This window comes from Phenylobacterium sp. (assembly GCF_041913825.1).
In the GTDB taxonomy this organism is placed as follows: domain Bacteria; phylum Pseudomonadota; class Alphaproteobacteria; order Caulobacterales; family Caulobacteraceae; genus Phenylobacterium.
In genome coordinates, this window is the sequence record NZ_JAYSEO010000007.1 from 23,920 (window position 1) to 37,317 (window position 13,398).

General features: G+C 69.6%; 11 protein-coding genes and 1 pseudogene. 11 read left to right on the top strand and 1 reads right to left on the bottom strand.

Annotated features, from left to right (window positions below):
* Nucleotides 1-5: 5 nt before the first annotated feature.
* Nucleotides 6-373 (top strand): annotated as a pseudogene (locus ACE3Q8_RS07080) (12-oxophytodienoate reductase); the annotation flags it as partial.
* 278 nt (nucleotides 374-651) lie between these two features.
* Here ACE3Q8_RS07080 and ACE3Q8_RS07085 read toward each other — a convergent pair.
* Nucleotides 652-2,343: an MHYT domain-containing protein gene (locus ACE3Q8_RS07085; protein WP_374469557.1), complete on the bottom strand. Its 1,692-nt coding sequence runs from the start codon at nucleotides 2,341-2,343 to the stop codon at nucleotides 652-654.
* Between the two features lie 466 nt (nucleotides 2,344-2,809).
* Here ACE3Q8_RS07085 and ACE3Q8_RS07090 point away from each other — a divergent pair, with 466 nt between their 5' ends.
* From ACE3Q8_RS07090 to ACE3Q8_RS07135, 10 genes are all read left to right on the top strand, one after another.
* Complete coding sequence (locus ACE3Q8_RS07090; RefSeq protein WP_374469558.1) at nucleotides 2,810-3,904, top strand: NAD-dependent epimerase/dehydratase family protein; 1,095 nt, start codon at nucleotides 2,810-2,812, stop codon at nucleotides 3,902-3,904.
* Complete coding sequence (locus tag ACE3Q8_RS07095; RefSeq protein ID WP_374469559.1) at nucleotides 3,901-4,899, top strand: glycosyltransferase family 2 protein; 999 nt, start codon at nucleotides 3,901-3,903, stop codon at nucleotides 4,897-4,899. Before ACE3Q8_RS07090 ends, ACE3Q8_RS07095 begins: the two co-directional genes overlap by 4 nt.
* Nucleotides 4,896-6,689 carry an ABC transporter ATP-binding protein gene (locus ACE3Q8_RS07100; protein ID WP_374469560.1) on the top strand — a complete coding sequence of 598 codons (1,794 nt, stop codon included), beginning with the start codon at nucleotides 4,896-4,898 and terminating at the stop codon, nucleotides 6,687-6,689. The genes ACE3Q8_RS07095 and ACE3Q8_RS07100 overlap by 4 nt, the downstream gene beginning before the upstream one ends.
* On the top strand, nucleotides 6,689-7,912 hold the full coding sequence (locus tag ACE3Q8_RS07105) for a glycosyltransferase family 2 protein (RefSeq protein WP_374469561.1): 1,224 nt from the start codon (nucleotides 6,689-6,691) through the stop codon (nucleotides 7,910-7,912). Before ACE3Q8_RS07100 ends, ACE3Q8_RS07105 begins: the two co-directional genes overlap by 1 nt.
* Nucleotides 7,909-9,231: a glycosyltransferase family 2 protein gene (locus ACE3Q8_RS07110; protein WP_374469562.1), complete on the top strand. Its 1,323-nt coding sequence runs from the start codon at nucleotides 7,909-7,911 to the stop codon at nucleotides 9,229-9,231. The genes ACE3Q8_RS07105 and ACE3Q8_RS07110 overlap by 4 nt, the downstream gene beginning before the upstream one ends.
* Nucleotides 9,224-9,970, top strand: a complete 747-nt coding sequence (locus ACE3Q8_RS07115) for a class I SAM-dependent methyltransferase (RefSeq protein WP_374469563.1) — start codon at nucleotides 9,224-9,226, stop codon at nucleotides 9,968-9,970. The genes ACE3Q8_RS07110 and ACE3Q8_RS07115 overlap by 8 nt, the downstream gene beginning before the upstream one ends.
* 92 nt (nucleotides 9,971-10,062) lie before the next feature.
* On the top strand, nucleotides 10,063-11,235 hold the full coding sequence (locus ACE3Q8_RS07120) for a glycosyltransferase family 4 protein (protein WP_374469564.1): 1,173 nt from the start codon (nucleotides 10,063-10,065) through the stop codon (nucleotides 11,233-11,235).
* Between the two features lies 1 nt (nucleotide 11,236).
* Nucleotides 11,237-11,401 carry a hypothetical protein gene (locus ACE3Q8_RS07125; protein WP_374469565.1) on the top strand — a complete coding sequence of 55 codons (165 nt, stop codon included), beginning with the start codon at nucleotides 11,237-11,239 and terminating at the stop codon, nucleotides 11,399-11,401.
* Nucleotides 11,402-11,714: 313 nt separating this feature from the next.
* Nucleotides 11,715-12,035: a hypothetical protein gene (locus tag ACE3Q8_RS07130; RefSeq protein WP_374469566.1), complete on the top strand. Its 321-nt coding sequence runs from the start codon at nucleotides 11,715-11,717 to the stop codon at nucleotides 12,033-12,035.
* A gap of 303 nt (nucleotides 12,036-12,338) precedes the next feature.
* Nucleotides 12,339-13,358, top strand: coding sequence for an NAD-dependent epimerase (locus tag ACE3Q8_RS07135; RefSeq protein WP_374469567.1), 1,020 nt, complete (start codon nucleotides 12,339-12,341; stop codon nucleotides 13,356-13,358).
* Nucleotides 13,359-13,398 lie beyond the last annotated feature (40 nt).

Sequence of the window (13,398 nt, forward strand, 5' to 3'; positions counted from 1 at the left end):
GCGCGCCCCTGGTGGAAGCCGGCGTCGATGTCCTGCACTGCTCGCAGCGCCGGTTCTGGGAGCCGGAGTTCCCGGAGATCAACGGCGGCGAGGGCCTCAACTTCGCTGGCTGGGCTAAGAAGCTTACGGGCGCGCAGACCATCACTGTGGGGTCCGTCGGCCTGTCCGGAACCTTCTTCGGCGTCTTTGGCGGGGAAGCCTCGCAACCGGCCGACCTCGGCGCGCTCATCCGGCGCCTGGAGCGGGAGGAGTTTGATCTCGCGGCGGTCGGTCGCGCCCTGCTCGCGGACGCCGGCTGGGTCGCCAACTGCAATCGGGCCGCAGCGCCGAACGGCAGGGCTTCTCGCCAGCGGCCTTCGCATCGCTCGAATAGAGCCATCAAGACAGGTGGGCAGCTTGCGCCAGGGCGGCCGGTGCATCGACAGGCCCGCCGATCACACCTGGTGGCGCGGGTTGGCCGCTCGCCGCTCGCCGTCGCTCGATCAGGACAACATTGTCAGCGCCTCCGCGAAGGGAGACGGGGCATCGTCGAGGCGTGCGCCTGTTCACGATGACGGAAAGCTCGCCAAGGAACGGTGTCGGGCGCCCTTTATTCGGCCTTCAGCTGCATCCGCCTGAGCGCCTCGGCTGACACGGGGTCTAAGGCTCAGCTCAGGAGCGCAGGCCTAGGGAAGCCACCTCGTCCTCCAGGGGGATGTCAAGCGCAAGGCGCAAGCCGTCGGGCTCGAAGCGCATCTCAGCGACACCTCCGAGCTCATGACGAACTGCGCTGTCGATCAGGCGTGATCCGAAGCCGCGATGCGAGGGCGCCTGGACTGGGGGCCCGCCCTGCTCTTTCCAACTCAACAACAGGCGCCGGGTCTCGGCCTCGTCGCGCTCGACCCGCCAGCCGACCTGAACGGAGCCTGCGCTGCTGCTGCTGAGCGGCCCGTACTTCGCCGCGTTCGTAGCAAGCTCGTGGAAGACCATGCCAAGCGCCAGAGCCACCGCAGGGCTGAGCGCGACGTCTGGGCCGTGGAGCCGGACCTGCTCGTGGGAATAGGGCGAAAGCTCATTGCGCAGCAGAGTCTCAAGGCTGGCGCCCTCCCACCCCCCTTGGGTGAGGGCGTTGTGCGTCGCCGACAGCGCGATCAGACGAGCCTCGAACTTCTCGCGGAAGTCGGCGAGGTCGCTGGCCCGCCTGCTGGTCTGGGCGGCGATGGACTGGACCGTGGCCAGGCTGTTCTTCACGCGGTGATTGAGTTCGTTGATCAGCAGCCGCTGGCGCCGCTCGCTCTCGGTCACGGCGGAGAACGCGGCGTGGCGGTCGGTTACATCCAGCAGCACTCCAATCATGCGGCGCGGGCGTCCGCGAGAGTCCTTCAGCACCTGGCCGCGCACGTTGAGCACACGCGCGTCGTCGGCCAACGCGTACTCTGCGTCGTAGAACCCGGTGCGCAGCGCACTGGCGAGCAGCTGTTCACGGCGCTGGCGCTCGTCAGGGGCCAATCGGCTGATCATGGCCGCGTAGGTGAATGGGGCGGTTGGCGACGCGCCAAACAGCTGCTTTCCCCTTGCGGACATCTGAAGCGTCATGTCCCGCAGGTCGAGTTCCCAGTAGCCGACGCCACCGGCGTCCAGCGACGAAAGAACGTTGCCTCGCTGATCGTAAAGGGAGGCGAGGAGCGCCAGGAAGAGAATGAGCAACGTGCCCCCGGCGACCGCCACGGCCAGCAGAATGGGCGGCGCGCCGGCGGGGGCCATCTCGCTGTGGGGCGCGGCGGTCAGTCGAAGGGCCGCCATGGCCGTATAGTGCATGCCGACGATCGCCAGGCCGAGGGTTGCGGCGGCGAGCGCCCGCTGCGGCAGGGCATGCTCCATGCGGCCGGCGAAGAGCGCCGCGGTGGAGGCGGCGACTGCGATCAGCAACGAGGCGAGCACGAGGCTCGGCTCATATCCCAAAGACGCCGCCGAGCGCACAGCCGCCATGCCGACATAGTGCATGAGGCAGATGCCCGCCCCCATCACCGCGCCGGCCAGCAAGATCTGTCGATGGCTGCTGGCCTGGTGGGCCGCGATCACGAAGGCGGTGAAGGTGGCTCCCATGGCCAGGAGCAGGGAGACAAAAGTCAGCAAGGGATCGTAGCTGACCGCGGAGCCCGGGTCGAAGCCGAGCATGGCCACGAAGTGCATGGACCAGATTGAAAGGCCCATCGCGACAGCTGCTGCTGCGACCCACACGGTGCGACTGACGCCGAGATGAGTTTGGACGCGACGGAACAGGTCAAGCGCGGTCCAGGAGCCGAACACCGCGACGACGATGGAAAGCACGACAAACGCGGGGTGGTGATGGTGGTGCAGCATCGATCCATCAAAGCGGCGACTGCGGAGCTACGCATCAAACTCCCTGCGCGGCAACAAAGCACCAGGGTCGCCGCGGGCAAACCCCTTGCCCCATGGGGCTGGACCGCCCAGACGGCGCCGGGACGCCGGCGTATCACACGCGACCTTCCGCGAGCGTCCGAACGCTCCCGACTGTCAGGCGCGGATCGCGGCGGGGGCGCGGCTTCGCGTCGACTGGACCGCTCGCTCAAACGAGGGTCGTCGAGGCGATGCGAGCGGCGTTCTTTTTCGCCCTCACCCCGCTGCGGCTACGACGGTGATCAGTCCACGCGGCATGGCCGAACGCGGCGCCGTTTCGACAATTTTTCGCCGCGAACGGAACAGCGCTGCCGTTTGAGCGGTTGGCGCCTCGCTTGAGGGAGCTCCGCTGCACAGAGTTATGCGCACGGCTCTCCGGGCGTTAGAGCGCAACTGCGAGGCTTTGCCGATGAAACGCGTCTTAGTGGCTGGTGGACTGGGCTTCATCGGCTCCCATCTGGTCGACCGACTGCTCAAAAGGACCGACCTCGGCGAGCTGACCGTGGTCGACAACCTCTGGACCGGCCTGCGCGAGAACCTGGCGCACGTGACAGATGATCGCCTGCGCATCGTTCTCGACGACATCGAGCAGGCAGCCTTGAGCGGCAAGTTCGACGAGATCTACCACCTTGCCTCCCCCGCTTCGCCGCCGTGGTACATGGCCGAGCCCCTGCGGACGATTTCAGCCAATGTCCTGGGCGCGATGCGTTGCCTTGAGCTGCTCGAGCCCGGTGGCCAGCTCGCCTACGCGTCGACGTCGGAGGTTTATGGCGATCCCCTCGTCTCGCCCCAGCCCGAGAGCTACCGAGGCTCCGTGGACTGCACCGGGCCTCGCGCCGCCTACGACGAGAGCAAGCGTTGCGTGGAGGCCATGCTGTTCGAGGCGCGGCGAACGCGCGGCGTCCGCATCAAGGTGGTGCGGCTGTTCAATGTATTCGGGCCGCGGACGCGGATGGACGACGGACGCGCCGTCTCCAACTTCGTGACCCAGGCTCTACGCGGCCTTCCGCTCACCGTCTATGGCGACGGCTTGCAGAGCCGCAGCTGGGGCTATGTCGACGACATCGTCGAGGCGCTCGCCCGCTACTGGTGGCGTGACGGCGTGGACTACCCGGGCCCGCTGAACGTCGGGAACGACCGCGAAATCCCTGTCCTTCAAGTCGCCGAATATATCCAGCGGCGCTTCCCAGCCTGCGAAATCCGGCATCTGCCGCCCGCGCCGCACGATCCGACCAACCGGAGGCCTGATCTCACCGTCATGGGTCAGGTGTTGCCCGGCTGGTCCTGCGGTGTCGCCTACGAGGAGGGGGTTGACCGAACCATCGCGTGGTTTCGGGCCCGAATGGCGGGCGGCGCCGAGCTGCTTGACGCTCCGGAGCCTATCCTGCTGCCAAGCGCTCTGGTCCCCGAACTCGAGGCGCGCAGGCCTAAGCGCGGGCGACGCCTCACCCCGGGCGTTATCGCCTGGAAGGACGATCTGCCCGGCGCCGCAGCTCAGGCATGACCGCGGTGGCGGGCGCAGCTCTGGTCTCCGTGGTCGTGCCCCTGCACAACGGAGGCGCGACGGTCGAGCGGACACTTGCAAGCATCTCAGGGCAAACCTGGGCCGCGCTCGAGATCATCGTCGTTGACGACGGCTCAACGGACGATGGACCGCTGCGGGTCCGGGCTGCGGCCGCTCATGACCCGCGCATTCGGCTGGTCGCGCAGCCGAACGCCGGCGTGGCGGCCGCCCGCAACGTCGGGGCGGCCGCTGCGCAGGGCGACTACCTGGCCTTCGTGGACGCCGACGACCTCTGGGCGCCGGAGAAGATCGAGCTGCAAATGGCGGCGATGGCCGCCGGCGGGGCGCAGGTCGGGCTCGTCTACACCTGGGCCGCGCTCATCGACGCGAACGACCGCATCTACTCGCTAGAACACCGTCCGCAGGCCGAGGGTTGGGTGCTGCGCGACCTCTGTCGAGCCAATCTCGTCGGCAACGGCAGCTCCCCGCTGGTCCGGCGAGCCGCCTTCGAAAGCGTCGGCGGCTACGATGCGTCCCTTAGGGCTCGGGGGGCGCAGGGCTGCGAGGATCTGATGATTTACCTGCGACTCGCCGAGAGGCACGAGTTCCGGGTGGTTCGCCGCCACCTGACCGGCTACCGCGTGACGCAAGGCAACATGTCGTCCGACGCGTTGCGGATGTTGCGCTCATGCGAGTTGACGCTGGAGAGCTTCAGGACCCGCTATCCGCAATTTGAGGCCGAGTATCAGGCTCACCGCCGCGATATGGTCTACTGGCTCCTGGTCCGCGCGCTGACCACCGGGCCGCTCGTCAACGCCGCTACTCTGCTGACCCAGCACGGCTTCCTGAACGCTTTTGATCACGCTGGGCGGATGGGGGATCTCGCCTGGCTGACCCTGAAGGCGCGAACGCCGCTCCCGTTGAAAATCCTCGCCCAGAGGCTGCTCCGCCAGGGCGGCGACTTCCGGCCGGCCTTCCTCGAGGCGGGTCTTTGAACGGGTCCCTGATCCAGCGCGTGCGGCAGGTGTGGCGCTTGTCGCAGGCGCCCCGGTGGGCCGCGCCGGCTGTCGTGGGCCTCGCCCTGGCCGCCGCGGCTCTGGACGGCTTTGGCCTTTACCTTTTCATCCCGCTGCTGGAGAGCCTCGGAGCCGGGGACGGCGCGCATCCGCTGGCGCGCGGCTTCGACGCCCTGCTCGCCCCGGTGCCGCAGCCCTGGCGGCTGCCCGTGCTGGTGCTGACCCTCTGCACGACGGTGGCGGCCAAGAATCTCGCCGTCTTCGCCGGCGGCTTCGTCGCCCGGTACGTGGACGGCTGGGTGGCGCACCGGCTCCGCAGCCGCATCTTCGCCCAGACGCTTACCGCCTGCCTCGATTACCGCCCCGATGCGCGGATCACCGACGTCGTCGCCACACTGTCCAACAACACCTGGAAGGTCAGCAACGCTTTGAGCCTCGTGTACCGGCTGGCGATCTGCGCGGTGACCTTTCTGGTGTTCCTTGGCCTGATGCTGGCGATTTCGGCGCCGCTCACCGCCGTCGCCCTGGTGCTGCTCGGCGCCGCCGCCAGCGCCGTCCACCTGGCGACCCGACGCGCCCAGGCGACCGGCCGCGCCGTGGTGGAGGAGAATCGCGCCTTCGGCCTGCGCATGTGGGAGAGCATGGGCGCCTTGCAGCTGATCCGCAGCTTCGGCCGCGAAGGCCACGAGGTGGCGCGATTTGAGGCTGTCTCCGAGCGGATCCGCCGGCGTATCCTCGCTCTCGACCTCCTTTGGGCGCTGCCAGGACCGATCGCGGAAATCTGCGGCGCGCTGCTGATCGGAGCCCTCGTTCTCGCAGGCTCTGCCCTCGGCGCCGGTCTTGCCCCTCTCGCCGCCTTCCTCGCCCTGCTCTACCGGCTGCAAGGGCCGACACGGGAATTCTTGCAGTGCAAGGTCGCCCTGGACGGCCTCGCCGCTGCGGTGGACGACGTGGACGAGGTGGTCGCCGCCACGGCCTCGCCTTTCCTCGCCAGCGGCGATCTGCCCGCCGCGGCTCTGCAGGTGGGCGTGGAGCTGCGCAATGTGAGCTACCGGTACGCGGCTGACGGGCCGCTTGTGCTGGACAGGGTCAGCCTCATCATCCCCGCCAGAACCACCACCGCAATCGTCGGCCGCTCTGGCGCCGGGAAGTCGACCCTCCTGGCCCTGCTGTTCCGCTTCCGCGACCCCAGCGATGGCGTGGTTCTGGCGGACGGTCGGCCGCTGCCCGAGCTCGACCTGGCCTCCTGGCGATCCCGCGTGTCGCTGATGCCGCAGGAGGCGCAGCTGTTCAACGCGAGCGCGGCCGAGAACATCGGCTACGGCGACCTCGCCGCCCCGCGAGACGCCATCCAAGCGGCGGCGGATGTGGCGGGCTGCGACTTCCTGCACGCGCTTCCCGATGGTCTCGATACCGAACTCGGCGACCGTGGCGCGCGCCTGTCGGGCGGTCAACGCCAGCGCGTGGCCTTGGCGCGCACGGTCCTGAAGGCTCCGGACCTGCTGCTGCTGGACGAGCCGACCAACGCGCTCGACATCGAGACCGAGCTGGCCTTCCAGGCGGCCCTTCGGACCTTCTCCAGAGGACGCACCGTGGTGGTGGTCGCCCACAGGCTCTCCACAGTCATGGCGGCCGACCACGTGATCGTGCTGGACGGCGGTCGAGTCGCCGAGGCCGGTCCGCCCCGGGAGCTTCTCGCCCAACCCGGCCACTTCGCGCGCCTGCACGGCCTGCAGTATGCGGAGCATGTCGGAAAGGAGGTGGCCTGATGGGATACCGCCTCGTGGACCTCGAGCTTACGCATCCGCCGGGCCAGATCGATCTTCAGCCGGGCGAGACTGGAATTGGCCTCCTGGCTCGGTGGAACGGCCGGCTGGCGGGGTTCGCGCTGGTGGCCAGACCCCATGGCCAACCGATGAGCGCCGCCGAACTCTCGGCCCTCGTCGAGGCGCGCTTTGCGCGCGCCGTGCTGGCCCTGCGGGCCGAGCAAGCGTTGCGCGCCCTTGTAGCCGCCGCGCCGGAGGCGCCGGCGCCCAGCCTCAGCATCGCGGTGTGCACCAAGGACCGCGCGCCCCGGCTGGCGCGCCTTCTGGCCTCTCTCATGACGCTCGATCGCACGGGCTCTGCGCCCCTCGAGATCCTGGTGGTGGATAATGCTCCGTCGGACGACGCCACGCGGCGAGCCGTCGAGACGTTTTCGGGCGTCCGCTACGTTCACGAGCCGCGGGCAGGGCTGAATTTCGCTCGCAACGCGGCCCTGCACGCCGCCACAGGCGACTACCTGGCCTATCTCGACGACGACGTGGTGGTGGACTGCGGCTATCTGCGGGCCCTGTCCACGGCGATCCGCGCCCGGCCTGACGCCGGCGGTTTCACCGGCCTCGTGCTGCCTTATCGCCTCGACACCGAGGCGCAGATCCGGTTCGAGAGCCGGGGCGGCTTCGGGCGCGGCTTCCTGCGCACGGAGTTTCGGAGCGACCGCTTCGGAAACCGCCTTCACCCGGTGGGCGCAGGCATCCTCGGGGCCGGCTGCAACATGTGCTTCGACCGGCGGCTGTTGCTCAGCCTGGGTGGCTTCGACGAGGCGCTCGACACGGGGGCGCCGCTGCCGGGCGGCGGTGACCTGGACATCTTCTACCGCGTTCTGCGCAGCGGCCGGCCGATGATCTACGAGCCTGGCTACGCTGTCTTCCACGAACATCGCGAAACCCTGGAGCAGCTCAAGCGACAGTACTGGACCTGGGGTCTCGGGTTCATGGCGTTTCTCGCCAAGTGCCGCCGCACGGATCCGCAGCTGTCCGCCCGCCACGCCGGCATCATTTGGTGGTGGGCGCTGGACCGGCTGGCGGCCATCGCCCGGGCCGGGCTGCGGGGCAGAGCGCGGGAGCTGGGGTTCGCCTGGGCGGAATTCGTTGGCGGTCTACAGGGTCATTTCGGGGAATATGACCGCTCCCAGGCGCGGTCACAGGCGATTCGCGAGGCGGCGGCATGAGAGACGAGCCCTGGGACATCCTCCACCTGGACATCGCCGACGGCCTCGCCGAGGTCGCGCAGCGCGAGCGGGGCGTTCTCCTGGTGCTCTGGTGGCGCACCCTGCCACTGGGAACCAAGGCGCTGCTGCCTGCCGAGACGCCCTTGGCCGGTGACCAGTTGCTGGCGCTGGCCGCGCAGCTTGTCGCCGATCAGGCCGCCGCCCGTGGAGCCGGGCTCGCCAGCCCGCCGCGGGCCGGAGTCGATGGACAGGCGCGTTCTGCTCTCACACTGGACGAGGCCGCCGCCTTGCCGGTGCTCGACGCGCTTGAGGCGGCGGCCGCGCCCGCCGCCGCCGACGCCCGCCCGCTGAGCGTTGTCGTGTGCACCCGCCGCCGGCCGGACATGCTCTCGGCCTGCCTGGCCAGTCTTGCCCGACAGGCCTCTGCGCCTGGCCAAGTGGTGGTGGTGGATAACGATCCGGCGGCGAGCGCGCGTCCGGTGGCCTACGGCCGCGCGGGCGTAACCTACGTCCATGAGCCCCGCCCCGGGCTCAGCATCGCCCGCAATGCGGGGCTCGACGCCGCTGACGGCGAATTCATCGCCTTCACCGATGACGACGTGGAGCTGCATCCGACCTGGACGGCCGAAATCCGCCGGGCCTTCTCGAGGCCGGAGGTGGATGCCGTGACGGGCCTGGTCCTGCCGGCCAGACTGGAGACGGCCGCCCAACGCGCCTTCGAGCTGCATCTCGGCGGCTTCACCTCGCGCTTTACGCCGCTCCTCTTCGACGGCGGCTTCTTGCAGGAGACTTGGGAGATGGGCCCTCAGGTCTGGCGGATCGGCGCAGGGGCCAACATGGCCTTCCGCCGCGCGAGCCTTGCCGGGCTTGGCGGGTTCGACGAGCGGCTGGGCGCCGGCGCCTCGGGCTGCTCGGAAGACTCCGAGTTCTGGTACCGAATCCTGGCGGCGGGGGGGCGCTGCCTTTACGAGCCGCGCGCCGTCGTCTTTCACCACCATCGTCGCGACTGGCGCGGCCTGCGCCAGCAGTATCGCGCCTACATGAAGGGCCATGTGGCGGCGCTCGTGGTGCAGGCCGACCGATATGGCGCGCCTGGCGACCTGCGCCGCATCCGGCGCCAGCTGCCGGTCTATTTCGCACGCACCGGGCTCTCGGCGATCCAGACGCTGGACGGTTGGCGGCTCCGCCTGCTGATGGAGGAGGTGATCGGCTGGGGTCTGGGGCTGCAGTACCTGCTCCGGCCTCGATGGCGCCGCCGTGCGCAGGCGGCCGTCGGCCCGCGACCGGCGGTCCAGCTTGGAGCTCCACAACATGCGTAAGACTCCGCTCGGCGCCTTTCTGGCCCGCAATCCCTTTCCGCACGGACTGACGGACGGACTGTTCTACCGGGAGAAGATGCGCGCCATTCACCGCATCGCACCGGCGCGCTTGCGGCAAGACGACGTCAGGCCACGGATTCTCGACATCGGCGGCGGGCGCAGCGGCCTGGCCTGGCTGCTCTACCCGGACGCGGAGGTGGTGTCGGTGGACATCGATCCTGCGCTGGCGGCCCAGGGGCCGGGGGCCGGGCGAGCGATCTTCGTTTGCGCCGACGCCCTCCGGCTCCCGTTCGGCGACGGTGTCTTCGACGCTGTCACGCTGTTCGACGTGCTGGAACACATTCCGGATGACGCCCGCGCAGCCGCCGAGGCGGCGCGAGTGACGCGCCCGGGCGGCGTGGTGTTGGTGTCCACGCCGACCGCCGCCTGGCGCTATCCCTATTTCAGGGCCCTGGCCCCGCTCTGCCCTCACGAAAGCGAGCTCATGGCGGAATGGGGGCATGTCCGGCGCGGCTACCGGTCGGAAGATCTGCGCAGGCTGTTCGGCAAGCCGCCCGAGGCTCGGGCCAGCTTTATCAACGGTTTGACAGCCTTCTTCCACGACGTGGCTTTCTCTCGGCTGGGCCGCCGCAAGCGCCGGCTGCTCTACGCCCTCGCGGCGCCGCTTACCGCGCTGGGCTACCTCCTGCACCACCCCGCGATGACAGGGGCGGAGATCGCCGGCGCATGGCGACGCTAGATCGCCCCGCCGTCGCCATCTTCCCCTGGGGCGACGTGGTGGAGGAGTTTCTCGACCCGCTCGGGCTTGAGGCGGAGGATTATGCGCGCCGGATGCGCGGCGGCTGGCTTTTCGGCTACGTCGCCGCCCTGCAGCGCCAGGGGCGACGAGCGGTGATCGTTCACGCCACGGAGCGACGGCGCCGACCCGAGCGCCTCATCCACGCCGAGACAGGCGCGTCCATCTGGCTGGTTCCGGGCCGGCGCTCGGGCGGCGGGCGCGCCGGCGGGCGGCCCTCGCTGCGCGCGGCCCTGCAGTGGGCGCGCACGCCCTTCCGCGGTTTCGCTCAAATCCTGCGGGATGAGCGCTGCAGCGCCATTCTCGTGCAGGACTACGAGCACGCCCGGTTCGACGCCCTCGCGTGTCTGGCCGGCGCCCTTGGGCTGCCGCTGAGCGCGTCCTTCCAGGGCGGCGATGCGACCCTTTCGCCGCTCGAGGCGCGTGTGCGAGGCGTGTCCTTGAGGCGGTGTCGAAGCGTCATCGTGCCCTCCGCGCGGGAGCGGGCGCGTCTCGCCCGCACCTACGCGCTCGACGCGGCGCGCTTGCACGACATTCCAAATCCGCTGGACGCGGCACTGTGGCGCGCCGTCCCCCGTGGGGAGGCCCGCCGCGCCCTGGGCGTGAACCCCGACACGCTGCTGGTGGTCAATCACGGCCGCATCGACATACATCGTAAGGGGCTGGATGTGCTGATCGCGGCCTGGGACCGTGTCGCGCCTCGCTTTGCGAACGCCCGTCTCGTTCTGCTCGGAGCCGGCCAGGACAGCGAAGCCTTCAAGCCGTTGGTCAGCCGCCTGCCCTCCGTGGACTGGCGCTCCACCTATGTCACCGACCCCGAGCTGATCCGCCTCTGGCTGTCCGCCGCTGACGTCTACGCCACCCTCTCGCGCGTCGAAGGCATGCCGGTCGCTCCGCTGGAAGCGATGGCCTGTGGGTTGCCGGTGGTTTCCAGCGACGCGCACGGCCTCGCGGATATCTTCCACGCCGGCGAAGCGGCCGGCGGCGTGGTCGTGCCCCGCGGCTCCGTCGATGCGGCCGCCGCGGCCCTCGCGCGCCTGCTGACCGATGCGAGCGGGCGCGAACGGCTCGGCCAGGCGGCGCGCGCCGCCGTGGAGGGCCGGTATGGCCTAGAGCCCGTGGGCTGCGCCCTGGCCGCCGTCCTGGAGCCTGTTCGACCGACGGCGCGCACCGAAGGCTCGGCCGCGTTCGCCCTGACGGAGGTTTGAGATGCCTTGGGTGTTGCGCGAGCCCGACACGTGGCGGTCACGAACCCGCCGCCGGCTCCGGCATTGGCGCTATGACCATGAGCCGGGCATCACGGCCGCCGCCATAGGCGGCGTGTGCTGCGCCGTGGTCGTTGGGGCGCTGAAGCTCACGGGGCTGCTGGACTGAGCGTTGCCGCCGCCGGCGTCCTGAGCGGGTTTCTGCACGGGCGCGGGCGCGGGCCGCCGGGTCGCCAGCCGCCAGGGGCCCGCCGCAGGCGCAACGGCGGGGCGCCCTGCGCGAGCGCAGCAGGGGTGCGCCCGCCATCCGCGGCGTCTCGCGGCGGATCGTTGTTGCGCAAGCGCCGCCGTCCGGCGATCTAACGGCCGAAAGCCTTGCCATGGAACGTCGATCGGCGCGGTTGGCGAGGTTTCGCCAGCCGCGGCGCAGACCGCTCCGGCGACGGCGCGTTCGGGGTGGTGCAAGGTTCGGGGAGGTGCGGTTGAAGCTGAGCACGGAGGGCCAGTCGGTCGAGCGCAGCGGCGGCGTGCTGCGGTGCCCGCATTGTGGCGGCGGCCTTCTCCGCCACCTTGAAGTCGAGGTGTTCACGCGCGCGGAGGGCGCGGCGGCCGTGATCAAGACGACCACCGCCTCCGATGGTCAGGCGAGGTCGACCCTCATCGCCAATCGGGCGTCGGGCAATCCCAGTCCCTGTGGAGGCGGCCTGCGCATCAAGCTGACCTGCGACGACTGCGATGCGGCGCCCTTCTTCCTCACCCTCGGCCGCCATCAGGGCGGGATTGAGCTGGGCTGGGCTGATTGAGCCTTGGCAGCGGCGCCTCGAAGCGCCAGGGTCCGACAGCCGGGTCGGGCGCGCCTGAGGCCAGGCTCTGCGCTACGGGCTTCCGCGGCCGGCTACGGCCTTAGCGGGTTCCGGTGGCGGGCGAAGACCACCCGCAGCCACCTCGCCCTGTCGCCTCATCCGCTTGTCTCGATGCGCGTCGCGGCGCTGATCGTCCTGACGATGAATCCCTCAGCGCAACGGTCGTGCGGCTGGGCCGCCCCACTGGCTTCGCCTTCATGGCCATTCCATGCGATAGCCAAGCCCCGTCACAAGTGAGTCCGCATGGCCATCCTGATCACCGGCGCAGCCGGTTTCATCGGCTACCATCTGGCGCGCCGCCTGCTTTCCCGAGGCGACGAGGTGGTCGGCCTCGACAACCTGAACACCTACTACGACCCGCAGCTGAAGGCGGCCCGCCTCGAACGGCTTCAGGGAACCCCCGGGTACCGGCACGCGCGACTGGATCTGGCGGACCGGGCGGGCGTTGCGGCTCTGTTCAGCGACGTGCGCCCCACTCACGTGGTCAACCTCGCCGCCCAGGCGGGCGTCCGCTACAGCCTGGAGAACCCGCACGCCTATGTGGACTCCAACCTCGTGGGTTTTCTGAATGTGCTGGAAGGTTGCCGCGCGGTGCAGCCGAAGCATCTGGTCTACGCCTCCACCAGCTCCGTCTACGGCGCGAACGCGCGCTTGCCCTTCGACGTCCATGATCACGCCGTGCACCCCCTCACCCTCTACGCCGCCACCAAGGCGGCGAACGAGGCGATGGCCCATGCCTATGCCCACCTCTACAGGATCCCGTGCACGGGCTTCCGGTTCTTCACGGTCTACGGTCCCTGGGGAAGGCCGGACATGTCGCCCTTCAAGTTCCTGACCGCCATCCTCGAGGGTCGACCCCTGGATCTCTACGGGGGCGGCAGGATGCAGCGCGATTTCACCTATGTGGACGACGTCGTCGAGGGGCTGGTGCTCTCGCTGGATCGTCCTCCCGAGCCGGATCCGTCCTGGGACGCCACAGCCCCCGATCCCGCCACCAGCGGGGTCGCGCCCTGGCGCATCCTGAATCTGGGCAACAGCCAGCCCGTCGATCTGATGCGCTACATCCAAGTCTTCGAGCAGAAGCTTGGGCGCAAGGCGGTGCTGAACCTGATGCCCATGCAGCCTGGGGACGTCGTCAACACCGAAGCTGATGTCCGCGCGACCATGGCGGCTCTGGGATACGCGCCGAGTACGCCGCTGGAGGAGGGCGTCGGCCGCTTCGTCGACTGGTATCTGGAGTTCTACGGCCAGCAGCCCGCTTGACCTCGGCGGCCGCGCCCGCGAAGGACACCGCCACAGGACA

What these genes read in the sequence shown, in the direction of transcription:
- ACE3Q8_RS07085 (WP_374469557.1), bottom strand. Translation starts at nt 2,343, where the DNA reads ATGCTGCACCACCATCACCACCCCGCGTTTGTCGTGCTTTCCATCGTC.
- ACE3Q8_RS07120 (WP_374469564.1), top strand. Translation starts at nt 10,063, where the DNA reads ATGCGCGGCGGCTGGCTTTTCGGCTACGTCGCCGCCCTGCAGCGCCAG.
- ACE3Q8_RS07105 (WP_374469561.1), top strand. Translation starts at nt 6,689, where the DNA reads ATGGGATACCGCCTCGTGGACCTCGAGCTTACGCATCCGCCGGGCCAG.
- ACE3Q8_RS07125 (WP_374469565.1), top strand. Translation starts at nt 11,237, where the DNA reads ATGCCTTGGGTGTTGCGCGAGCCCGACACGTGGCGGTCACGAACCCGC.
- ACE3Q8_RS07110 (WP_374469562.1), top strand. Translation starts at nt 7,909, where the DNA reads ATGAGAGACGAGCCCTGGGACATCCTCCACCTGGACATCGCCGACGGC.
- ACE3Q8_RS07135 (WP_374469567.1), top strand. Translation starts at nt 12,339, where the DNA reads ATGGCCATCCTGATCACCGGCGCAGCCGGTTTCATCGGCTACCATCTG.
- ACE3Q8_RS07095 (WP_374469559.1), top strand. Translation starts at nt 3,901, where the DNA reads ATGACCGCGGTGGCGGGCGCAGCTCTGGTCTCCGTGGTCGTGCCCCTG.
- ACE3Q8_RS07090 (WP_374469558.1), top strand. Translation starts at nt 2,810, where the DNA reads ATGAAACGCGTCTTAGTGGCTGGTGGACTGGGCTTCATCGGCTCCCAT.
- ACE3Q8_RS07115 (WP_374469563.1), top strand. Translation starts at nt 9,224, where the DNA reads ATGCGTAAGACTCCGCTCGGCGCCTTTCTGGCCCGCAATCCCTTTCCG.